Annotated in this window: 24 protein-coding genes; 1 reads left to right on the plus strand and 23 read right to left on the minus strand. The window is 39.5% G+C overall.

Annotated features, from left to right (window positions below; genetic code table 11):
* Positions 1-71: 71 nt before the first annotated feature.
* From BM398_RS11335 to glyA, 19 genes are all read right to left on the minus strand, one after another.
* Positions 72-779 carry a gamma-glutamyl-gamma-aminobutyrate hydrolase family protein gene (locus BM398_RS11335; RefSeq protein ID WP_092337771.1) on the minus strand — a complete coding sequence of 236 codons (708 nt, stop codon included), beginning with the start codon at positions 777-779 and terminating at the stop codon, positions 72-74.
* 5 nt (positions 780-784) lie between these two features.
* Positions 785-1573 (minus strand): amino acid ABC transporter ATP-binding protein, encoded by a 789-nt coding sequence (locus tag BM398_RS11340; RefSeq protein ID WP_092337772.1) that lies wholly within the window; start codon positions 1571-1573, stop codon positions 785-787.
* A complete protein-coding gene (locus BM398_RS11345) occupies positions 1573-2400 on the minus strand; it encodes an amino acid ABC transporter permease (protein WP_092337773.1) in 828 nt (275 codons plus the stop codon). Before BM398_RS11345 ends, BM398_RS11340 begins: the two co-directional genes overlap by 1 nt.
* Positions 2397-3056, minus strand: coding sequence for an amino acid ABC transporter permease (locus BM398_RS11350; RefSeq protein ID WP_092337774.1), 660 nt, complete (start codon positions 3054-3056; stop codon positions 2397-2399). Before BM398_RS11350 ends, BM398_RS11345 begins: the two co-directional genes overlap by 4 nt.
* A 3-nt stretch (positions 3057-3059) precedes the next feature.
* Positions 3060-4082 carry a glutamate ABC transporter substrate-binding protein gene (locus tag BM398_RS11355; protein ID WP_092337775.1) on the minus strand — a complete coding sequence of 341 codons (1023 nt, stop codon included), beginning with the start codon at positions 4080-4082 and terminating at the stop codon, positions 3060-3062.
* Between the two features lie 230 nt (positions 4083-4312).
* On the minus strand, positions 4313-8851 hold the full coding sequence (gene essC / locus BM398_RS11360; protein WP_242949806.1) for a type VII secretion protein EssC: 4539 nt from the start codon (positions 8849-8851) through the stop codon (positions 4313-4315).
* A gap of 6 nt (positions 8852-8857) precedes the next feature.
* A complete protein-coding gene (locus BM398_RS11365; protein WP_026654386.1) occupies positions 8858-9109 on the minus strand; it encodes an EsaB/YukD family protein in 252 nt (83 codons plus the stop codon).
* 10 nt (positions 9110-9119) lie between these two features.
* Positions 9120-10796 carry an FHA domain-containing protein gene (locus tag BM398_RS11370; protein ID WP_175531924.1) on the minus strand — a complete coding sequence of 559 codons (1677 nt, stop codon included), beginning with the start codon at positions 10794-10796 and terminating at the stop codon, positions 9120-9122.
* A gap of 72 nt (positions 10797-10868) precedes the next feature.
* Complete coding sequence (locus BM398_RS11375) at positions 10869-11672, minus strand: PP2C family protein-serine/threonine phosphatase (protein ID WP_092337777.1); 804 nt, start codon at positions 11670-11672, stop codon at positions 10869-10871.
* A gap of 21 nt (positions 11673-11693) precedes the next feature.
* Positions 11694-12128: a hypothetical protein gene (locus tag BM398_RS11380; RefSeq protein WP_092337778.1), complete on the minus strand. Its 435-nt coding sequence runs from the start codon at positions 12126-12128 to the stop codon at positions 11694-11696.
* Between the two features lie 45 nt (positions 12129-12173).
* A complete protein-coding gene (locus tag BM398_RS11385; protein ID WP_092337779.1) occupies positions 12174-12449 on the minus strand; it encodes a DUF4176 domain-containing protein in 276 nt (91 codons plus the stop codon).
* Between the two features lie 15 nt (positions 12450-12464).
* Positions 12465-13271, minus strand: coding sequence for a hypothetical protein (locus tag BM398_RS11390; protein ID WP_092337780.1), 807 nt, complete (start codon positions 13269-13271; stop codon positions 12465-12467).
* A 2-nt stretch (positions 13272-13273) separates the two neighbouring features.
* A complete protein-coding gene (locus tag BM398_RS11395; RefSeq protein WP_026654375.1) occupies positions 13274-13549 on the minus strand; it encodes a DUF4176 domain-containing protein in 276 nt (91 codons plus the stop codon).
* Positions 13550-13566: 17 nt separating this feature from the next.
* Positions 13567-14373 carry a hypothetical protein gene (locus BM398_RS11400; RefSeq protein WP_092337781.1) on the minus strand — a complete coding sequence of 269 codons (807 nt, stop codon included), beginning with the start codon at positions 14371-14373 and terminating at the stop codon, positions 13567-13569.
* A 34-nt stretch (positions 14374-14407) separates the two neighbouring features.
* A complete protein-coding gene (locus BM398_RS11405) occupies positions 14408-16084 on the minus strand; it encodes a hypothetical protein (protein WP_092337782.1) in 1677 nt (558 codons plus the stop codon).
* Between the two features lie 59 nt (positions 16085-16143).
* Positions 16144-16479 (minus strand): TIGR04197 family type VII secretion effector, encoded by a 336-nt coding sequence (locus BM398_RS11410; RefSeq protein WP_092337783.1) that lies wholly within the window; start codon positions 16477-16479, stop codon positions 16144-16146.
* Positions 16480-16499: 20 nt separating this feature from the next.
* Complete coding sequence (locus tag BM398_RS11415) at positions 16500-16853, minus strand: hypothetical protein (protein ID WP_092337784.1); 354 nt, start codon at positions 16851-16853, stop codon at positions 16500-16502.
* A 190-nt stretch (positions 16854-17043) separates the two neighbouring features.
* Entirely contained in the window at positions 17044-17337 is a 294-nt protein-coding gene (locus tag BM398_RS11420) for a WXG100 family type VII secretion target (protein WP_026654369.1), read from the minus strand.
* A 432-nt stretch (positions 17338-17769) separates the two neighbouring features.
* Positions 17770-19008, minus strand: coding sequence for a serine hydroxymethyltransferase (gene glyA / locus BM398_RS11425; protein ID WP_092337785.1), 1239 nt, complete (start codon positions 19006-19008; stop codon positions 17770-17772).
* A 133-nt stretch (positions 19009-19141) separates the two neighbouring features.
* On the opposite strand from glyA, the gene BM398_RS11430 reads away from it, so the two are divergent.
* Positions 19142-20110, plus strand: coding sequence for a diacylglycerol/lipid kinase family protein (locus tag BM398_RS11430; protein ID WP_092337786.1), 969 nt, complete (start codon positions 19142-19144; stop codon positions 20108-20110).
* A gap of 35 nt (positions 20111-20145) precedes the next feature.
* On the opposite strand, the gene BM398_RS11435 is transcribed toward BM398_RS11430, so the two are convergent.
* The 4 genes from BM398_RS11435 to holA all read right to left on the minus strand — a co-directional run bounded on the left by BM398_RS11435 (position 20146) and on the right by holA (position 23696).
* Positions 20146-20856: a phosphatase PAP2 family protein gene (locus tag BM398_RS11435; RefSeq protein ID WP_092337787.1), complete on the minus strand. Its 711-nt coding sequence runs from the start codon at positions 20854-20856 to the stop codon at positions 20146-20148.
* Between the two features lie 63 nt (positions 20857-20919).
* Complete coding sequence (locus BM398_RS11440; RefSeq protein WP_026666942.1) at positions 20920-21945, minus strand: glycosyltransferase; 1026 nt, start codon at positions 21943-21945, stop codon at positions 20920-20922.
* 7 nt (positions 21946-21952) lie between these two features.
* Positions 21953-22549 carry a DUF1653 domain-containing protein gene (locus BM398_RS11445; RefSeq protein WP_442857305.1) on the minus strand — a complete coding sequence of 199 codons (597 nt, stop codon included), beginning with the start codon at positions 22547-22549 and terminating at the stop codon, positions 21953-21955.
* Between the two features lie 121 nt (positions 22550-22670).
* Complete coding sequence (holA, locus tag BM398_RS11450) at positions 22671-23696, minus strand: DNA polymerase III subunit delta (RefSeq protein ID WP_092337789.1); 1026 nt, start codon at positions 23694-23696, stop codon at positions 22671-22673.
* Positions 23697-23701 lie beyond the last annotated feature (5 nt).

The raw sequence follows: 23701 nt of genomic DNA on the forward strand, positions 1-23701 counted from the left end.
GTAACAAAGCTGATTATAAAAGAAAAAATTGTCACACATTTAAAATGCGGACAATTTTTCCATAAAATAATTTACGATATTTTATTTTGTTTTTTGACAATATGGTTAAAAAACTGATCTATTACTGCCTCAAAAAAAGTAAGACCGCAAACAGTATCTTCCCTTTTATTTTTCAGACACATGCGCTCGGGATGCCATTGAACGGCCGCTATATCATAATCTTTGTGTATAACGGCTTCAATAATTCCGTCTTCACTCCACTGTATAGGTTCAAGCCCTTCTCCGAGCAGTTTTATATCCTGATGGTGCGCACTGTTTACGGTTATATCAGTCGTACCGTATGCTTCGGCAATAAAGCTCCCCTCTTTGGCAATACCGGAATGTACTTTATCAACAAGGCCTATATTCGTATGAATATCGCAGCTATCTATATTCTGCGTAAGCGTTCCTCCAAAAAATACATTGATTATCTGAAGCCCTCTGCAGATTCCCAGAACAGGAATATGATTTTCGACCGCATACTTAAGTATCTGAAACTCAACCTTATCCAAGTCATCATCTATGTCCCTGCTGTCGGTATTAAATTCACCGTATAATGCGGGATTTATATCGACGCCTCCTGGTATTATCACCATATCCGCATAGGGAAGTATATTTTTCAGATCATCTTCACCAACAATCTCAAGAGAATCTGCTCCCAATGCAGATACTACGTCATAATAATTATCATTTCTTTTTTCGTGTTTCTTTCCAACAACTGCTATCTTAAGCTTATCCATTTAAATCATTCGCGACTTAGAAAAGAATCAAGAAATTCTCTCGCTCTTTCCGTTTCGGGTTTTTCAAAGAAGCTCTCAGGTCCGGAATCCTCCAAAATCCTTCCGTCATCCATAAAAATAATCCTATTCGCAACCTTTCTGGCAAAATTCATCTCATGTGTCACAATGACCATAGTCATTCCGTCTGCGGCAAGCCCCGCCATTACATCAAGCACCTCTCCAATCATTTCGGGATCCAAAGCACTTGTCGGTTCATCAAAAAGCATGACCTCAGGATGCATGGCAAGCGCCCTTGCTATGGCAACTCTCTGCTGCTGTCCACCCGATAACTGCGCAGGAACCTTATCCGCCTGTGACAACACGCCTACTCTGTCGAGAAGTTCTGTCGCTTCTTTTCTTGCCTGGGCTTTTGAAACTCCCAGAACCCTAATCGGAGACATTGTCACATTATCAATTACTTTCTTGTGAAGAAAGAGATTAAACGACTGAAAGACCATTCCTATCTTGGATCTGAAAGCAGCAAGCTCTTTTCCCTCTTTGGGAATCTCTTTTCCGTTAACCTTTATCTCTCCCGAATCAATACTTTCCAATCTGTTGATAGTTCGGCTCAAAGTAGATTTGCCCGATCCGGAAGGACCTATAATTGCCACTACCTCACCCTTATTGACTGTAAGATTTATGTCTTTAAGTACATGATGATCGCCGTAATGCTTATCTACATGGCTGATCTCAATGATGGGATCACCGTTTTTTATATTAAAATTTCCGTTGTTATTATATTCTTTTTTATGCATTATACAATCCCTTCAACGCTAAGTTTCTTTGCGGTGCGCTCCGAAATTCGGTTTATCAGATAGTTTATCAGTATGTATATCACTGCCGTCACAAGATACACCGAAAGCATTGCGTCATAATTTGATATAAGAACCTTTGAATTCTGCATAAGATCCGGATAACTCACAACATACGCATATGTAGTGTCTTTTATCACTATAACTATCTCCGAAATAAGCGACGGTATGACAATCCTGAATCCCTGAGGAAAAACAATTCCGATAAACGCAGTAAATTCTCTCATTCCAAGTGACAATGCCGCTTCTCTCTGCCCTTTCGGAACAGCATTCACCCCTGTCCTTAAGACTTCGGCAACAACTCCCGCCGCAGATATTGCAACAGGAAGAACGATTTTCAAAACGGACGGCATATTTATGCCAAGCTGTGGAACGACCAGGAAAAAGAAATAAATAAAAAGAAGCGTGGGAACTCCTCTGGTAAATTCAATCAAAGCCATACTCACGGCATTCAGCGCCTTGAATCGTGACAGTCTTCCCATCATAAGAAACATTCCCGCAAAGAAGGCAAGAGTTCCTGCAAACACAGATGCTTTTATTGTTCCAAACAGTCCGCTTATCAGAAACTTCCAAGTTGTAAACTTCAAAAAGAAACTCCAATATTTTCCCGCAAGCTGTCCTTTTGAATAAAATCTATAGATGACTGCCGCTACAACAGCCGCAAACAAAGTTGCTGAAATTACCGTAAATATATTTATCAGTCGTTTGGTTCTTGGCCCCGGCGCTTCGTACAGATATGCCATGGCACCGGAATAATCAGCTTTTTTCATCTCTTTATCCTCACCTTTTTATCAATTCCGTTACCAATCTGTCCTATAATAACAGCCGTTACCAGATACAAGAATGCTGAAACAGCAAATGCCTTTACACCTCCGACATCACGCGAATTTATATGTGACACCAGACCCGTAAGATCTCTTGGCTTAAGTGGAACCTGTGAAGCAATTGCTGTTGTAAGCATTGTTGCAACACAGAGATTTGTAAGAGACAACACACTGCTTCTTACTGCCTGCGGAAGGATTATGTTTCTGACTATCTGCAAGAAACTCATTCCCAGGGCTCTTGCCGCTTCAATCTGTCCCTTACTCACCGTATTGACACCCGATATCAGATATTCTGATGCAAATGCAGCCGGAATAAGAGTTGTAGTTATCAATACGCAAGTCTCATAAGACCACACGTAATCAAGATACGGGAATGCATATACCAGTACTATAAGAAGCGCCGCTCCCGGTATATTCCTAAATATCTGAACAAAGCCATTTCCCAAAATGCGCATAGGCCCGATAGGACTTATGCGCATCACAGTAATTATCATTCCAATGACAATAGCTAATGCAAAAGAAATAAAGGTAAGTTTCCATGTGGTAAAAAGAGCCGCTATATAATCATTTCCGTATTCACTTAAAAGCTCACCTATACTCATTTATTACTCTCCAATAGTGGGTGCTGCGGGAACAGAATCAACATTTGTTCTGTCTCCGAGACTTATCTTCCAAAGCTTCTCCCATGTTCCGTCTTTTTCTATCTTGGATAAGAAGTCATTTACAAATTTTACACCGTCGGAATCAAGAGGAAGTCCTATTCCGTAGTTATCTTCAGGACCAAATGACTCACCTGCAAGCTCGTACACTCCGGGGTTCTTTACAAGTGTGCTGAGATTAAGTGTGTAATCTGTTACATATGCATCAACTCTACCCTGTGAAAGAGCTGCAAGTGCTTCCTGATCCGTTTCAAATTCCTGTACATCAGCCTCGGGAGCAAACTCTTCAAGGATTGCGGGACCTGTTGAACCGGCCTGAGTAGCAACCGTCTTACCTTTTAATGAATCAACACCTGTAACTTCTGTATTTCCGGCCTTTACAAGAATTCCCTGCTTTGATGTGTAATAAGGACCTGCAAAAGAAATCACTTCTTTTCTCTTATCGGTAATCGAATATGTAGCAAATACCGCATCAACCTGTTCGCTCTGAAGAACCGATTCTCTTGTGCTTGAATCAACCTGAGTTATCTCATATTTTGAAGCATCTCCGAGAATGTAATTTGCAAGAAGCTGATACAATCCCGCATCAAAACCTCTTATATGGTCATCTGTCTCATCGAGCTGACCAAAAAGGAATGATGTTCTTGTTCCTCCAATCTTGAGAACTCCCTGTTCCTTAACTTTTGTAGCCCACTTACTTGCTGCTATCTCATCATCTGTAGCAACTATTCCCGATGAAACAAGCTTATCAAATGCATCTTTATCTATAGGTGTAGATGCAAGTGCTTCTTCTGCATCTTGTGATGTAGCCTCAGATGAGCTTTCAGGTGCAGATGCTGTCTCTGTAGTTTCACTGCTTTCAGCTGCGCCGGACTGCACTTTTCCCTCTCCGCAAGCCGTAAGCCCCAATACCAATGCAGATACAGCTATTGATGCAACTACTCTCTTAAATAGATCTTTCTTTCTCATAATATATCTCTCCTGTACTTGAATTTATACGTATGATGATAAGTGACGTCGCATGTACGGTCAATTTGCCAAAATTTATAGCTCGGTATAAATTCAGCTTATGCGCATTATTACGAGACTTTTTGAATCAAAAAGAGTTTTTGAAATGTAAATGATTTATAACAAAAAACAGCCAAATACCTCCTGCTTCGAGAAGGTATCCGGCTGTAGTAGCGGTTCGCAATTTTCTGTTATTGTTCTTCCCAGAACGGGATTTTGAGTCTGACGATAGAATTGTCTTTTAAGTAGAAGCCGTCGCCAAGTTCTGTCTTCTTCCTGAACGGCTTGCCCTGGATCATAGTAATTTCCAAAGCCTTTGAGTTTGCAAGATCGTCAAAGAAAAGCATATGGCGTGTTTCTTTAACTCTCTTGAGCATATCAGGTGCACTGTAAGGAATTGCCTCGTTCTCTATGCCTCCGATAATGATACCGACACGCATATTCTTGTATTTACCTATCATGTTTCTGTAAGCTGCCATTACCGTAGCATTTGATTGAAGCTCTTCGACAATGGAAGGCTGATTTATTATGATAAGAATCAGCTTGCTTTTTGCAATGACATCTTCATTTCCGGCCGCAAGCTCATCATACCTTCTCTTAAGTTCCTCTTCTGCTTCTTTAAATGTTTCTACCGCAACTTCAGAACTTAAGCTGTAATGTGAAACGTTCGGCAGATTTTCAAGGCACGCAAGACGCTTATCAATTCCGTCAAAGATATGAACCTCAGACCTGTCGCGGTACATGACGTTCAGCATGCGAACAACATATTTGATAAAGCTGTGTCTGCCTCTTCCTTCCTTACCACTGATACCAAGAACACCGATATTTGCAAGGTTAATGATAAACGGATCAACCGTAGCATAATCAAGACCGATGATAATATCAAATGTTCTGCGCACATATTTCGCATAATCACGCACAACGTCTTTTGCAGTAAGAAGCGCAGGAATAACAGGAATCTTCTTGGCTTCATTATCATCTCTGCCATTTATCTCTTCGATGTATGCCCTTATTGCCATAACTCTGTCGATTTCCTTCTCACCTTCAAATGCAAGATAAGTCTGGCAATCCATGTATTTCTTGTTGACTTCGATAAGACATCTTCCCTTGATGTCCTCGATACGCTCCCTGCAATGTTCAAACAACGAACTGTATTCATTAGTATCATTACAGAACATCGCTATTCTACATGAGAAGTTGCTGAGATACTTATATCCCATGCCCTGAGTCTGCGTATTTGCAATAACAACGCTTATACCTACAGCAAGGCCTTCACGACAAAGCCCAAGAAGTTCATCATTGTCATTAAAATACATCTCACGCAAAGCGGTAAGATTATCTACCATCAGTATAATCTGCGGCAAATCCGTCTTTCCGGCTTCTCTGTAAGCGGAAAAAGAACTTACACCGACAGCAAGGAGTTTCTCTTTTCTTGCATCAAGCTCTGCATACAGAAGCTTAAGGAGATTTTTAAGCTTCTCATCCTCTGAAGATGTTACGACACCTCCAACATGCTTTAAGCCTTCGAAGTTTCTAAGTACCATTGAAGCAAAGTCTATGATAAAGATGTTTACTTCATCCGAAGTATACTTCGTTGTAACGTTTCTTATAAGAGTCTGCAAAAGATTAGTCTTTCCTACCTGAGTAGAACCGATAATCATAAGATTCTCTTTTGTAAGATTTACAGAGTGAACTCCCTGATACTGATTATCAGGATCATCAAACATACCGATTTCGCAAATTATATCGGTATCTTTGTTCTGATGAAAGCCGATCTCAGACGGGAAGTTAATAACTTCAGCCAAAGGCGGCAAGCAGATATCCTGAAGCTTTGCGATATTTTTTTCCTCGCAGTAATTCTTAATTCTGGCAACTATTGCCTCAAGCTGGTTTTGCTCACCCTTTGATTTCTCACCCTTCTGACTATATAAAACAGCTCTCCTTCCTGAAAGGTCAACGCTACTTATTTCAAATTTACGTCTGTTCTCCGTACTACTTACAACAGCAGGATCTCCGCTGTATGCCGACTGGAACAGCTCGAATATCTCGTTATTTCCAACCTGCAGATATGCTCTACCCGGCTCTCTGATCTCAGCAGCAAGAGGCGACTTAATTACCTCGTTACTATCCTGTTTGTCCTGAACCTTAAGACAAAGCTTGAACTTTGAGTTTGACCAGATCTGATCGTTTACGACACCTGCCGGCTTCTGCGTTGCAAGAATAAGATGCACACCAAGGCTTCGACCGATTCTGGCTGCACTTATCAACTCTTTCATAAATTCAGGCTGCTCGCTCTTAAGTTCCGCAAACTCATCGACAATAAGAATCAGGTGAGGAAGCGGCACTTTAGCTGTTCCCTTCTTAAAGAGACTGATATAATCATCAATTTTGTTTACGTTCATCTCAGCAAACAAGGTCTGTCTTCTTAAAAGTTCAGCCTTGATTGAACGAAGTGATCTGTCAATCTGCTTTCCGTCGATATTTGTGATTGCTCCGTTAAGGTGAGGAAGTTCTTTAAACTGGTTAGCCATACCACCACCCTTAAAGTCGATGATGATAAATCCAACCTCATACGGATGAAACAATGTAGCCATTGACAAAATATATGACTGTATAATTTCCGATTTACCCGAACCTGTAGTACCTGCGACAAGTCCATGTGGACCGTGATATTTCTCGTGAATATCAAGATAAACTGTTTCACCGTCACTGCGTACACCAAGCGGCGCAGCCATGCTCTTATAAATCTGTGAGCTATTCCATCTCTCCTCAAGATCAAGGTCATATGCGTTCATTATTCCAAGCAGCTTGTACAATGAAATATGCTTTGTAAGTGTCTCTTCAAGACTCATCTCATCGATATACACGCATGAAAGTCTAAGCGCAAGATTCTGCACATCCGCCCTATTTGTGTGAGGATATTCAAACGCCTGAATCTTCTTACCGTCTTCAACATCCTGAATATATCCCTTGTGCTCTCCGCTTTCAAGGAATACAATCTGCGAACAGTTCATATCAAGAAGCTCTGTCTGCTCTTCCCAGAAAAGGAAAACGAATCCAAGCTTAGACGCATTCTCGACAAAATCCATTACGGGATGCTTACGGATTTTTTCCGAACGGTATACAAAAATGACGTAGAAGGGAAGTTGCCCTATAATCTCTTCACCTAACTGCTCTCTTGCCGACAATTCATTGTACAAAAATTCGAGTGCACGCTTAGCACTGTCATCATCATACATGAAATATCTCATGCCACCGTTATTCGAAGACATGTTTTTAAACCATCTTGCCCAGGAAAAATCAGGTACATCGTGCTCGCCTATGATAAGGAACATCTTTACTTCCTTAAAGAAATACTCGCCCGCTATAGTGACCATCATGTTTTTCATGAGCTGGTAAAGCTTTGTTCTCTCAGCGACAAAACCAACCGCGTTAGCTTCGCGCAGATGAAGCACAACAGGCATGCCGTCAATATATTCATACTTGTCATGCACTTTTTCGGGAATATCCATCATATCATCGTCAATATCGATGTATTCTTGCTTCTTGAACTCAACCTGCTGTCTCGATGCCACAGAACCCGTTCCGATCCAGACATCAAGAAAGTCCTCTTCTTCTCTGCTGTGGGAAAAAAGATTTCCGTCAAACTGCCTGATTGAATTCATTGTGTCGTCAACAGAACGATTCATCTTGAGCATGATTGTCTTTTCATCCGCACGCTCCTTCTGAATATCCTTCTCTTTTCTAGCTATATAATCCTTGTAGTATTTGATTCTGTCTTCTGCGTTCTTGGCATTCTTTTTCTTTTCATAAAAATAATTGATCACTGCAGTTACGCCTGTTACAAGTCCCATCGCAGCAAACATAAGCACATAGGACATATTACTCTTCATCACAAGCGCACGCACTCCGACCATAACACTGAGCATCAATATGGTAGGAAGCAAAACAAGCCAGATGCTCTTTTTATCAGGATTCGGCTTAGACTTTGGCGGTAAAACCTCGATTGCCTTATCCGGAATCTTGTAGTGCTGACGCACACTACGCGTATATTGTGGATAGTGGAAATGAATATTGTTTGATTCAATCATCTGCGCCTGAAGTCTCGTATCGATTCCAAGCGAATCAGATGTATAAAGAAGGTCATCACATAGATAAAAAATATGACCGTATATTCCAATAAAATCCTTATTTTTAACGGGAATATTCAAGCCTTTTTGAAGAACGCCGTTTATGGTTACACCATATAAAAGGCCGCTTCCGTCTACTATAAAGCCGTCTCCGGTCCTTGTGAGCGTTACCTTGCCGTCCTTAATCTCTCTGTCAAAAAAGCGTATGATACAATCAGGTGCACCGCCGATTGTGATCATCGACTGCTCCCTTAAATTAATTACGAAATTATAATTATCCTGAACAACTCCAAAATCAGCATCAAATTCAATGTTAAGAAGTTCTTTGCCGCCATTTGCATCAAATGTGTAAAGAACATTACCAATCTCAAGATATCCGACATCCGACATTGCCTGTCCGAAAGCAACTGTACCATCTGATGTTATCTCAAGTTTTCCCTCATTGTTTCTGATTGAAATAATAAAATCCCGTCCAAAATCATCTGACAAAAGCTGCACCTGACAGTTGCGCCCCGTTCCAATTGTCAGACCTGTAAATTTATCTTCAACAACAATTTCCTTGTAGATTCTGCTGTTGAATATCGTAATTTTATAGTTCATGTACTTTTATCCCTCAAAAATGACTACAGAGCCGTCTCGCAGGCCCAAATCTGACAGGACTACCTCCCCTTTAATAAGTGCTATCGGATTCTCTGCTCTCATATAACACTTAGCCTGATCATCCATATCAATGTTCAGCTTAAAACTGTTTTTCAACCCGTAAATAAGCTCATTTGCAGTAATATCATCCGGTACTTCGATATCAAATTCCTGTCGCTGCTTTACATTCTTAAATCTAATAATTAATTTATTTTCCATAATCTACCCTTTATCTCTTGTAAATAAATTCTTCATTAGAAAGCTTCAAACAGTCACCGTCTCTAAGTTCCTGCCTCTGTCCGGAAATAAGCTTAATATCATTTAAGTATGTTCCGTTCTTGGAATGATTGTCTTCAATATAAACTCTTCCGGCAGAAATCGAAATAATCGCATGCTGGCGGCTGATCGTATTGTTGTCCCTTATGCAGAAATCGCAGTGAAGGTCATCCTTACCAATGCTGAAGTTTGCCTTTGAGATCGCAATGCTCTCTCCGTTCTTCTTTCTCTCAAGATGGCCACCATCCAGCCTCTGTGAAGGCGTCGCCATATTCATTCCGGTCATTGAATTGTCAAATCCACCACCTGCTCCCAAAACAGTCGTATCTCCGGAAGTATTTCCAAAGAGATCCTGCTGAGGGGTTGTAGCCTGAACCACAACCTGCGGATTGGCTCCCGCAATCGAAATATCCCCGTTCTGGCTCTCCTTCTTATTCTTGGAATTCTTTATAATGTAAATTACAACTACAGCTATAAGTGCAACTATTACTACACCCAAAACAATTATCACAGGGATTATCCAGCCGGGAAGTGCCGGAGCAATATCTTCCGAATTTCCGATTGATACTGCCGTTGAAGCAGCAGCCACATAATCATCTTCTTTTGCTTTTGCTTCCGCATCTGCCTTTAGTTTTTCAATACTTATACTGTCAAACTTTATTCCCATTCCGCTGAGCACTTTAACGATTGAATTGGAACTTACGGAATAGCAATAATTCCCCTCGCTTCTAAGGGTATTCATGCCGACAAGATAACCTTCTTTACTTACAAGAGGTCCACCGACACTGTTACGTCCTATCTGAACAGTATGCTCAATAAGCTGAACATCATTATTGTCTTTAACTATATTAACTACCTGACCGTTTGTTTTATTTACTCTCTCATTTGAGTAATATGCTTCGTTTTTCTGAAATACTATCTCGTCAGGGAAACCAAGAACGAATGCGTTTGTAAGATCTACAGTGCCATCGTTGTATGCTTCCTTATCATTTTGTTCGGAATACAGGAAAAACATCGGTGTTCTGTTATATAAGGTCTGCGAAAGTTTAAATACCGCCATATCAAGATTTCCACTGCTGTTTACCAAAGTAACGGGCTCAGTCACATCATTTTCAATTACAACATCATATGAAAACTTGGACCTTTCTCTTTCCATGTCGTCCTTTGAAACTTTAAATGTAGCAAGTATTTTGTCTTTTTCCTCATCAGACATGGTCATCTGGGTAAGACTTGTTATAACATACTCGCCCTTCTCCGCATCACCTATAAGAATTCCGGGGCCTCCCTTAACAATGTGATGTGCATTGTCTTCGGTTACATATACATAGTTAATCTGTACAACGCCATTTACCGCTCTTTCCATTCCCTCCTGCTGTGAAAGATCATCTATGGGATTGTAATCTTCCGAATCCTCGGCTGTTGCATCATCAGTCACTGAAATACCTGTAGCTGCTCCGTCTTCAAAAGTGGCATCGGTTAAAGCCGAATCTGAAGGAATCTCAGCTAAGGAAGCTTCCTCCACTGCTTCATCATTCTCTTTTGCCATTACAAACATATTTGACTGTGCAACCATAGTCATTATCATCAAAGAAGTAATAGCTCCCTTAAGTATTCTCTTATTCATCGACATAATAGGTGTCCTCCCAATTTTACTGAGTATTTTATATTTTCTGTCTATCAACGTTATAATCTTTAACATTGTCTATATACCTATTACGATTCCTGAAATATTATCAGATTCGCCTCTAGCCTTAACTAATTCTGTCATTTTCTTAATTCCGTCCTTTTTTGAGACATATTCCTTAATCTCTTCGTTTAAAAGAAGCCTCCAAAGCCCGTCAGAACAAAGCAGAAAGCTTGTCCTCTTCTCAAGTGGCCCTTTATAAAATTCCGGATATACATTATCAGATGCGCCGATACATTGCAATAGAATATTTTTCTGCGAGCTTACTGCTGCCTCCTGCGGCGTCATTCTTCCCATGTCTATCTGTTGCTGTACATAGCTGTGATCATGCGATATCTGTATGATTCCCTTCCTATTGATCTTATATATTCTGGAATCACCAACGCTCATTGCAAAAAATTCATCACCGAGAAAAATTATTGCTGCAGCGGTTGTTCCAAGTTGAAAGCCTCTTTCTCTTCCGTACTGTTTAAGTCCCTCATTCATCTGACGTGAAATCATTTCCCACTCGTTCTGAATAAGCCCGTAAATGTAATTTTTGCTATTTCTATAGGCTGCAAGTTCTTCTGTCTCTGCATTAATCGACACCTCAGCCTCTCTTGACAGTATAGACGGAAATTCGTTCTGAAACCACTGTCCCATTCTATTTATGAATGCTGCGCTTGCAACTTCTCCCTGAGACAAGCCTCCCATTCCGTCACATAAACACGCAAAGCATACCTTTCCCATTTTTTCGGTCCGGGCATGCTTCACCAGCAGAGCATCCTGATTAACTTTCTTCCTGTTTCCAATATCTGAATTTACATCAACCGAATACTTCAATTTATTCCCCTCATCTTGTTACTACTGCTCAACAGCAACTCCACCGAGGTACTTAAGCATATTTCTTTCTATCAAAAAAGATCTCAATTCGCTGTAATTCTTGCACTTATTTGAAACTGTGATCTTAGAATCACCTATCTGAATGATAATCGGAGCATTTGGATTGCTTCCGTCCGAATTGATATAGATTCTATCAGTCTCACTCCAATTAATAAATACCTTCTTCGTAAATGCCTTATAAAGAATACCCGATTCATCAACCTCAATTCTCGTAAAACATAATCTTATTGTATTGAAGAAGTTGACAACAGCAGTAATAAACAGCATCTTGGCAAATGTTCTAGTAGATCCTATATGAATATCAAAAACAGCGCTTGCCACTAATACTGCTATAGCCACAACTGCTACTAATGCACTTTCCCTAATTGAATACTTTATTTTTATCTTCTCGTTCATAATAACCTCAACATATTATACTGCCAATCCCCTTTGTATCAGGCATTATTCTCCGTAGAACTCAGACAGCTTTTTAATAAACTCTGTCCTACTCTCGTCTTCAAATCCGCGGAACAACACCCTTTCAATGTCCTTATGCATGAACATAAATTGTGATTCTCCACCGAGATTTCCTTCCGGATAAAGAACTCCTATGTAATCATATTCCTGCTTAGTCTCAAGATTCTGCTGCTTCACTCCAAAAATCATAAGCGGATGCTTTGAATCCCTGAGCCATATTACACTTCCGATTGGTAATAAATCTTTTACTTTAACGTCCATTTTAAAACCCCCTAATTATTTAAAAAAAATAATAATTGACATAATAATTACAAAGATTGAAAATCCAAACATAAACTTTGCCAATATACCTTTTGCGCCTTTATACAAATTAAATAACGCTGCACCAAAAAGAAAAAAACTTAAGCTTTTAACAAAATGTGCAATACCCCCCATATTAAATCCAGGAATTTGGGATATCCATATTATAAGTAAAGCAACATCTATTGCCAATAAAATGAATAAAACACTAATAATTATATTGCTTAAGCTTATTTTTTTATAATCATTAGTTGCTACTTCATACGAGAGACATTCATATATTCCATCTTTCAGCATTCTACATTTAAAAACACCATCGACTTCATGCTCCGGCATTCTCCCAGTAAATACCATTATTCCTTTTCCAAATTCACAATATGCTTTTACATTTGGCATATACATATAATCGCCCATAGTCAAGTTAAATTCCTTCACTATTTTGTATTCATCAGCCATTAGCCTAAACGTTTCTTCAGTATACTCAGCTTTCTTTTCATAAAAAAAACGCAACGAGGAAGCTACAAGACACCAGCAATATCCAAAAATGAAAAGCTTTGCAAGCTCTGTATCCCACTTACTTTTATCAAAAACACCTGAGCTATAATTAGTTTTTAAATAAAAATAGACAAATACTCCAAGTAAAGTTGCAACTATCGATAAAGAAAGTTGTATCTTAGACATTTTTTCAGTATAGTTTTTTAAAGGAATAGCCTGAAATATAAAAGCAAACATTAACACTACCAGTTCACATGCTATTATCGTCATTATAGTCACTAAAAACACTATTACTCTCCATAGAACTCAGACAGCTTCTCAATGAACTCTGTTCTGCTCTCGTCTTCAAAGCCGCGGAACAACACCCTTTCGATGTCCTTATGCATGAACATAAACTGTGATTCTCCGCCAAGATTTCCTTCCGGATAAAGAACTCCTATGTAATCATATTCCTGCTTAGTCTCTAGATTCTGCTGCTTCACTCCAAAAATCATAAGCGGATGCTTTGAATCCCTGAGCCATATCACACTGCCGATTGGCAGTAAATCTTTTACTTTAACGTCCATTTTCCCCCCCCAAAAAATCATTTAAAAAACTTAGCAATTCCTAAAATAATCAACATGATTGAAAATCCAAGCATAAACTTTGCCATTATGCCTTTTGCGCCTTTATACAACTTTAATCCAGCAATTCCAAATAAGCTTATACTCAAGGAAGAAATTACCCTCCCAATAAGATCAATATTAAGTTCTGGTGCCTGAGATAGCCAAAGCATTGCCAAAGCAAGATCCACAGCAATTAGTATGCAGAAAACAATATTCATTATTTGTACAATCTTAACTCTTATATCTTTATTTACAATTTCATATGACATACATTCATATATTCCCTCTTTAACCATTCTGCATGTAAATGCACAATCAACTTCATGCTCAGGTGCGCTTATCGAAAATAAAATTTTTCCACCTCTGAACTCGCAATAAGATTTCACATTTGGCATATACATATAATCACCCATCAGCAAGTCGAAATCTTTCACTATTTTATATTCTTCTGCTTTTAAAAAGATTGTCTCTTCTTTAGGTAATACATGGCTTTTTCTATAAAATAATCCAAACAACACCATAGCAAACCATAAAAACGGAATAAACATAAAAATTCTAATGTTAGCCTCATTCCAATAACTTGCATTAAAAATACCCGAACTATAATTTGTTTTCACATAAAATAAAGCAACTAATCCGGCTATAACCGAACATGCTGATAAAGGCAATAGAATTTTGGGATTGTTTTCCGAATGTTTTTTTAATGGAATAACGTGGTATATATACGCAAACATAATCACCATTAACTCCCATGCTATTATCATTAATACAGTCACTAAAACCATTGTCATCCTCCATCAACTATTTGTAATAACAAAACTATTTTATACCAAAAAAATCACACGCAACATCTGCTAAGTATTCTCCTGCATCTTTTCCTTTACCAGCCTTGAAAGCTTCATTCACTCCCCATACTGCAACAACACTGATTGCAGCAACCACAACAACCGGCGCTGTTGTACCAATCACAAATGAAAGCCCCGCTCCTACAGCCGCTGTTGCTACAGATGATAAAAGTGTATCCGTTGCTGTTTCAAGTACCGTCTCAGCAGCAACTCTTTCATTTGACATCTCTATACCGGATTTGCGTGCCAACTCCTGCTCTGAAAAATTATCCGCAGCGTTAAATGCAACATCAGCCACCACTCCAAGCCATTTCACTCCGGTCTTGAAATTCTTTACCTTTGCGGCTGCCTCCGCTTCATTTGCTAACGCTTCCATTGCATCATCAGGTAAATCATTTTGTATTGCAGAAATAACCGCTTTTTGGCGAGCTTTTTCAGCACTTTTTAAAAAATACGAGTTAAAATCAGACTTTAATGATCTTTTTGCTACTTCAGCAGCACTTACATTTACTAAATCATCACCTTCTTGTGAAATTGATTTTATAAAACTTCCCTTCTCACAGCTTGAATAAAGCGTTTTTTTCGCATCGAAAAATATATCATCTTTATTCTTTTCAAGTTCAGCAGTAAATGCTAATGTTCCAGTCCAATTTGCAGATCCAGTTAAAAAGTCTTTCATAAACTTATAGCCTGCTTTTCTTCTGGCTTTCATATCATCGCCGGAAATGGCCATATTAACTATATCATTAAACGTCTTTCCAATCGGTCCGACTGATCCAATGATACCCTGAACCAATCCTTTACCGTCAATCTTTCCATTAACTACTTTTCCAACAAGTTGCTTTTGAGCATCAGGATGCAGTTCTTCAAGAACCTCTGCAAAAGCCTCCGCTTCAGTTGCAGTTATTTCGGTGGCTTGAGTGTTCAATACTTCTTTCAAAGCCTCAAGATTATATGCACCGTTTTCATCTTTCCATTTTTCTTTGCACTTATCTTTAATAGAAACCGGGTCGCATAATTTCTCAATTCCGTCCTTCCATGAATCATTAAGCTCAAAAGTGCCTGTTTTCTTATCAAAATTTGTAGATAAATACTCTATTCCTTTATTGGCAGCATCTCTGTACGACTCACTATTCTCAAACAAGTTTGCTGTTGCATTGTTTATCTCATCAAACAGCCTTTCACGAGACTCCCAAAACTCCTTTTCTCTACGATAGCTTTCGGCAGCCTGTTTATGAAAACGATATTCATGCCTCCAATAATGCTTTTCTTCCGGCGTAGTTCCATGCGATCTTCTTTCACACTCCTCGGCTTCATCCCACTCTCTCTGCTCATTTTCTGCCGCCTCTCTTTTCTTTGTCAGGATTTCTCTCCCATCCAAAACGAGCCCTTCTGTAAGGAATGATTTAAGAGTTTTATTATCCATAATATCGCAATCATTTGCTGTTATTATTGCACCAATAAGTGTTACAATCGCTTCACACTGTTTTAAAAAATTACTAGCTGCCCTTCCCATAAATATAACCGAATTGGCTGCTTTATATACATCTCTTATACCATTTAATCTTACATTGCTCTCTGATAACACGCTTATTGATTCATCACACTGAATATTCAATTGATTCATATCCAAGAAATCGCTCTCTACCATTTTTCACTCCTCTGTTCCACTATTATTTACTATGCGCCGCACGTTAGACCATAACCTGTTTATGGCGTAGTTCCATTCGCAGAGCTCGACGATACATTATAACTAAAAGTATTTTGATACTGCTGTATAGCCACGCCTTCAGTATCTTTAAAGCTCTTCACAACAATTGCAATGTTTGTACTTTCTCTGGTTGTCATATGCTGCTTTTGTGTTCGAATATTCTTTTCATTATCAATCGCACTATGAGCATTTCCATTGGCAACTATCGTACTTTTATTGTCTTTTTTTCCCTCATTAAAATCTCTGCCTAAATAACTTCCATTAAGAACAACTGCTTTTCTGAATTCTTCGATATTATCATAATCAAGTTTTATTTCCGTTGAATTACCTGCCATTTTCTCATTCTCCTTACATTTTAATTTTTATTTTCATTATCCTTGTTCATCTCAACTTTGATATCCCGTTCTTTGTCACTCAGCTTCTGTAATGTTCCTCTTTCTTGCTGCTCCAGAACATCATAATACTCTTCCTGCTCATATTTATGTTTTCTAAACACAGAAAGACGCTCTTCGTAAATTCTTACAAGTTCCCCCTCTCGATTTATATTAGGATCATCCAATTCTCTGGATTCTTTCTCTAACCTGTAAACCAGTTCCTCGTTTCTATCTTCAAGTTCCCTTCTTAGCCCGGCATATCTGCTTTGCACTTCTTCTTTCTCAATCTGAATTGCATTAAGCTCTTTCCGATAATCACGCTTTTCTTTTTCCATGCCTGCCCCTCTCATCTTCTATATTTAGCCATTGTATTAATCAGCTCATTTATATAATCTTTGAAAAAAATCACATAAATCAACTCACTATAATTTTTGTTATATCATAGGAAAGCAATTTCCTCGTATGATATAACAAAATCAGGTTACAACAGAAAAATCCGTTGTAACCTGAATTGAGATCCCCATGTTATCCACGGAACTGAGAAGCGATGTCGTTATCTGTCTCTTCTACGATTGTAGCTGTAGAATCAAGTGCAGATGCGATCTCTCTGATAAGCTCTTCAGCCTTAATAAATCCGGGCTTAAGCTCCTCATAACGTGCTGCGTATGACTCGCTTGCAGCACCTTCCCACTCAGACTGAAGCTGTCCAAGTAAGCTGTCCATCTTTGAGATGACTCCGTTTACTGTATCAGCCTCTGTGCGGTACTGGCCTGCTCTCTCTCTCATCTGGGCAGGTGTAATTCTAATCTGGTTTGCCATAATTTTATCCTCCTTGTGGCATAAATAGAATAAATATGCTAACTCGTTTCCAAGTAGCTAACTGAATTTATAGGACTCTTTCCTTTTCGAGTACAAATAATCTGCTTCCAAATCCTATGTTTTATATGTTGTGAATATGTTGTTTACGCGTTTGCTTTTTATTCACATTTTAAAATATCCAGGCTTTATTATTACATGAGTTTTTGCCGTTGTAAAGGGGTTTTTTTTACGAAATTTTACAAATATTTGTTAAACAAACTGTTAACTTAATATGTTTTCCGAGACGCATTAACTTAATCTGACTGCATTTTTTGTTAAGCTATAAATTAAGTTTACATTTTTGAGTCAGCCTTAATATCATAAAAGAAAAACGAAAAAACAAACCCATGCCGCCCAAAAGACTGCATGGGTTTAAATTATTATTTCAAAGTATTAGTCAAGTGGATACTTGTCTGTAAGCTTCTTGATGATAGCGCGTGCTTCATCATTCTTCTCACCCTTGTTCTTGATAACAACGGCAATAGCTTCAGCGATCTGATCCATATCTTCTACATTCATTCCTCTTGTTGTTACGGCAGGAGTTCCGAGACGGATTCCGCTTGTAACAAAAGGTGACTGCTGCTCGTTAGGGATTGTATTCTTGTTGGCTGTGATATGAGCATCATCAAGCCATGCCTCTACTTCCTTACCTGTAAGACCGAAGTTTGTAAGGTCAACAAGCATAAGGTGGTTGTCTGTACCGCCTGATACGATCTTAACGCCTCTCTTCATAAGTCCGTCGCAAAGAGCCTTTGCGTTCTCAACAACGTTCTTTGCATACTCTGTAAATTCAGGAGAAAGAGCTTCCTTGAAGCAAACAGCCTTGGCTGCGATAACATGCTCAAGAGGGCCACCCTGGATTCCGGGGAATACAGCCTTGTTAATCTTGAACTTGTCCTGAGCGGACTGATTCCAAAGAATAAGTCCTCCTCTGGGTCCTCTGAGTGTCTTATGAGTTGTTGTTGTAACAACATCAGCATAAGGGAAAGGACTGGGATGAACACCTGCAGCAACAAGTCCTGCAATGTGTGCCATATCAACCATGAGGATTGCTCCGCAAGCGTCGGCAGCTTCTCTGAACTTCTTGAAATCTATTGTTCTGCAGTATGCAGATGCACCTGCAATAATAAGCTTGGGCTTGTGCTCTACAGCGAGTTTGTACATCTCTTCGTAGTCAAGCACTCCGTTATCATCAACTCCGTAAGGAACTACCTTGAAATATGTTCCTGAAATGTTAGCCGGGCTTCCGTGAGTAAGATGTCCGCCCTGGCTGAGATTCATACCCATGATGGTATCACCGGGCTGCAAAAGTGCAAACTGAACAGCCAGATTAGCCTGTGCACCTGAATGAGGCTGAACATTTGCATAATCGCAATGGAAGAGCTCTTTTGCTCTCTCGATGGCGATCTTCTCAACTTCATCAACTACGTGGCATCCGCCGTAATATCTTTTTCCCGGCAATCCTTCTGCATATTTATTTGTAAGCGGGCTTCCCATTGCAGACATAACAGCCTTGCTGGTCCAGTTCTCCGATGCGATAAGCTCGATATGATTATTCTGGCGCTCAACTTCCGCCTCAATCAATGAAGCGATCTCAGGGTCAATCTTTCTGACTTCATCCAATGAATACATTTCAACTCCTCCGAAATAATTGGTTAAATTCGACAATTTAATGTGTTAAAGCAACATCTTGCATATCGTACCATATATATGAAAAAAATGCTATAATGTTGGGGATTAATTATTTTTTTAACAGAGGACGCATATGTATTACTGTATTATCAACCCATCAGCAAGATCCGGAAAGGGAAAAGACATTTGGACCGGACTTGAATATAAATTCATATCCGCGGGAATCGAGTACACTCCCGTCTTCACCGAAGGTCCCGGACACGCATCGAAACTGATGACACAGTTCATCACATCTGCAAGCGAAGAAGAATATCCAATAAAAGTTATCGTCCTTGGCGGCGACGGAACGCTCAATGAAGCAATAAACGGAATAACCGATTTTGAAAAAGTAATTGTCGGCTATGTACCGCTCGGTTCAAGTAATGATTTTTCAAGAGATCTTAACTATCCAAAAGAATACGACGATCTTCTTGAGCGCATAATAGACGGCAAAGTCATAAGAACCCTCGATATAGGAAAACTCACCTACGGTTCAATGACAAAACCGATATCCAGACTATGTAAGACAACACCTGACAAGGTCAGATATTTCGGCGTAAGCTCAGGAATAGGATTTGACGCAGCGGTATGCGAAGAAGCCCTCTCATCGGGAACAAAGAATTTCCTTAATAAATTGGGACTCGGAAAGCTGACCTACGGAATAATCGCAGTTAAACAGCTGATAAAAGCGGATAAAATACCGTGCGATATCGAATTTGAAAACGGCAAACAGATACATTTGTCACACTTCTTATTTATCGCATCAATGATACACCGCTACGAAGGCGGCGGATTTAATTTTGCCCCGAAGGCAAGTCTTACCGACGGCAAATTTGACCTATGCATTGTGGGCGATATGAAGAGGGCAAAAATGATGCTCGCTCTTCCGTTCTCGTTCTTTGGTCTTCACTACTACTTTAAAGGTGTTTACAAATACAGAACATCAAGAATAAGAATCAAGACCATGCTTCCCATGTGGGTACATACCGACGGCGAAGTTTCGGTGAAATCAGATGACATCACATTGGAATGTTTAAAACAAAAGCTCCGTCTCATGACCTGAGACAGAGCTTTTTATTATTAATTATGCTATCTGATTCAATTGTATCTAAAAGCAAGCTTCTCTTCTTTTCTTCTGTAGAAATTCTCCATTGCCGATGTACGGTAATAGAAAATGTAGAAGATAACAGCCATCGCGAACGCAGTAACAACATCATAAACAGAATGCTGCTTCACGAACATGGTTGAAAGAATAATGAGTGTACCCAAAATGTCACTCGCAATCTTCCATCTCTTATTAAATTTCTTGCTTCTTCGGACAGCAATCATGGTTCCGATCGAGTTATATACATGGATGCTCGGCCATAGGTTAGCCGCTGTATCTTTGCTGTATATAATCTGTACAAGCGCTGTAAAAATATTATCCCTTGGCATCACAGCCGGTCTTAAGTGATGCATATTGGGGAAAAGAGTCGATATTATAAGAAACAACGTCATTCCTGTGGTCAGGAAAAAGAAGTTCTTGTAATAATCCTCCACCTCCAATGTCACAATAAAGAACACCAGCGTAAGCGATACGTAAAAGAACCATAAATAATACGGAACAATAAACGCTTCTATAAATGGAATCCTGTCATCAATAGCCGTATGTATAACGGCGTAATGTGAAAATCTGTGTTTCTCTATAATTGAGAACCAGGTAATATACAAAGCACCATACATAAGAAGCGGCATTGCCATTCCGAATACATTCTTAAAATAGCCCTTGTCGACCTTTTTTCCGACAAGTCTTGCGAACATATCTTTCATAATTTCCTCATTAGGTGTATTTGCTACTTCTGTATCTCAAACTACTTTATCACTTTATTGATATTAATTAAAGTGAAAAATTTTCTGTAATAATTTATATCCGGCCAAAGTTATCTTTCTGCCGCCTTTTCCGGGCAAATAAATATATGTGCCTTCAATACTGTATCTGATTCTTACATATAACCAGTAATTCTTGTCCTTGATGTAGTTTAAAAGATCTTTTCTCTTGGCAAGATTTTCGGGCGTATCCTCTGTAATAAGGAGCACCGAAGAAATAGCTGTAATAATCTCCAGATAATTAAACATATATCTGTATCTCTCAGGCTGCGACTTGATCATTCCGATATTCTCAACGTAATAATCAATCATGAGCTTATTCACCCTGATCTGCTGATCGATACGTGAAAGCATGATTTTCTGGTTAACTGACTGATCCTCACGCCCGATGTAATAATAATAGAAATTAACATCGAGGTAGTACATCGTCTTTACAAAAGGAAGCGGATTGAACACATAGATATTATCTACATAGAATGTGTGCTCAGGGAGCTTTAATCCGCACTGCTTCAAGAGCTTTGTCCTGAATATTACAGAATGCATGAGAAGATAATGTCCCTTGGGAGTTCTCTTTATGTCTTTCCATGAAAAGAGCTCTTCAACAGGAAACATAGTGTTATAACGCATAACCTTATGTCTCTTCTCGCCCACTTTGTTGTATACAAAATTGCTGATCAAAAGATCAAGCTGTGTATCTCCGCCTGCGAGGTCCGCAAGTGTCGACAATATTTTTCTGTAAGCAATCTCTTTTACCCAGTCATCTGAGTCAACTACCTTAAAGAAAAGGCCTGTAGCATGCTCAAGTCCGGCATTTACGGCACTTCCGTGTCCACCGTTGGGCTTATGAATTGCTTTTACGATCGTGGGATACTTTGCCGCATATTCATCGGCTATCTCCGCTGTTCTGTCCTTTGATCCGTCATCAACGACCAAAATCTCTACATCCTCACCGCCAACAAGCAGCGATTCTATGCATTTAGCCATGTACCCTTCTGAATTGTAGCAGGGAATCGCAACTGAAAGTAATTTCATATTGTATTTAACTCCTTAATCTGGTACTTTCATATTTCTCCATCGTTGTAAGGCAGTTTCTAAGATCATTGTACCTGCCGTCAACATCCCCCTCATTAATGACAACGCCCACAGACATTGCCATAATATCAATCATATCGTTAGTTATTATCGGATGAAGCTTGCACAAAATATCATTCTTTTCGGAAGCAAGGTCTGCATCCAAAAATTTGATCACAAGCGGATCAAGGTTAAGATCACGCGCTTCATCATCAATGCTCTTCTCCATAACTTCAGAGCGCTCGTAAGAAGTATCTACATTAAACTTCGGTGCTGAAGTCATTTTTTTCTCATCACTCATCTTTCCTGCCTCACTAATCTCGTTATTTACTTTGTCCTCGGTTTTTGTGGGTTTAGAGGCTTCTACAGTATCGTCCGTATCAGCTTTTTCAACCTTTTCAAAGCGAAATCTCTGTTCAACATCCGGATATTTCTCCCTGTCGACTTCCGACATGAACATTGAAAGAGGTCTGCAATAAACCGAATAGTCCCCATATAATGCCTGATAGACCACCATTTCTTCCCTTGTCTCGGAATGAATTGCAATAGTGACTATCTGATACATTTTCCCCTTAAAATGTCTGTATAACTCCTGTGGTTTTGGTACCGGTCTTTCCAAAAAAATCTACCTCCCTATAAGCGTAAACAATGTTTAGTATAAGCCCAAAATCGTTCTTTTTCAAATATCATTTAACTTTTTGATCGCGGGTGCAACCTATTATGACCATCTCGACACTGATAATATAATCAAGCTTTCCGGTCTTAACAGCCTCATCATTTGAAGCACACAGTTCAAGCGCATCTCTCAGCTCTTCAATTGTGTAATTGCCTGCCCATCCCACGTATTTACCGACAAGGAACGGTGCCAACCCCACGGCACTTGCAATCTGCGCTTTGTCCTTGTGATTTTGGGTCATCTCTTTTATCTGGAGCATTAGATTAAACTGCCTGGTTATTAAAGCAAGTATCTTCGCGGGCGGTTCCTTAAGCGCAAGAAGATCGTAGTAGAGATTTATCGCCACAGTCCTCTTTCTCTCTACGATTGCATCCGTCATTGCAAAAATACGGCCTGTAAGCCAGTTCGCACATACAGTCTCCACATCTTCATCCGTGATCTCATTTCTGTCTATGCAGTAGCAAACAAGCTTTTCTATCTCGGTACTTATATTTGACATATCTGTTCCGACGCGTCCCAAAAAGAGTGCAAGGGCACGTGGAGAGATTGTCTTTCCCTCAGCTTTGAGTTTGCCGGCGATCCACCTTCTCAAGGTATCTTCGCTCTGTTCATCGCAGCTGATATCAAGTCCAAGCTTAGATGCAGCTTTATAAATATCTTTTCTCTTGTCTACTTCCTTCTCAACAAAAATAAAGTACGTTGTCTCCGACGGACTCTTAAGATAATCCGCAAGTTCGGGACAACCGCTCTTGAAAAATCCGCTGTTCTCGATAAGTATCACTCTCTTATCGGATAAAAAAGGCATTGTCTCAGCCATATCGATTATCTCAGCCGGATTGCAGCCATCACCCTCGTATCTGGTAAAATTCATTGAAGAAGCGTCTACCCCCATGGCCTTAACAAGTTTATCCTTGTTCTGGAGCCTCAGATAAGCCTCATCACCGTATAAAAGATAGCAAGGCTTAAAATTCCCGCTTGCTATATCTTCATTTATCTGTCTCTGCTTCACCGGAAAATCTGATGTCTTAACTGCCATAAATA

This window comes from Butyrivibrio sp. M55 (genome assembly GCF_900116865.1).
In the GTDB taxonomy this organism is placed as follows: Bacteria; Bacillota; Clostridia; order Lachnospirales; family Lachnospiraceae; genus Butyrivibrio.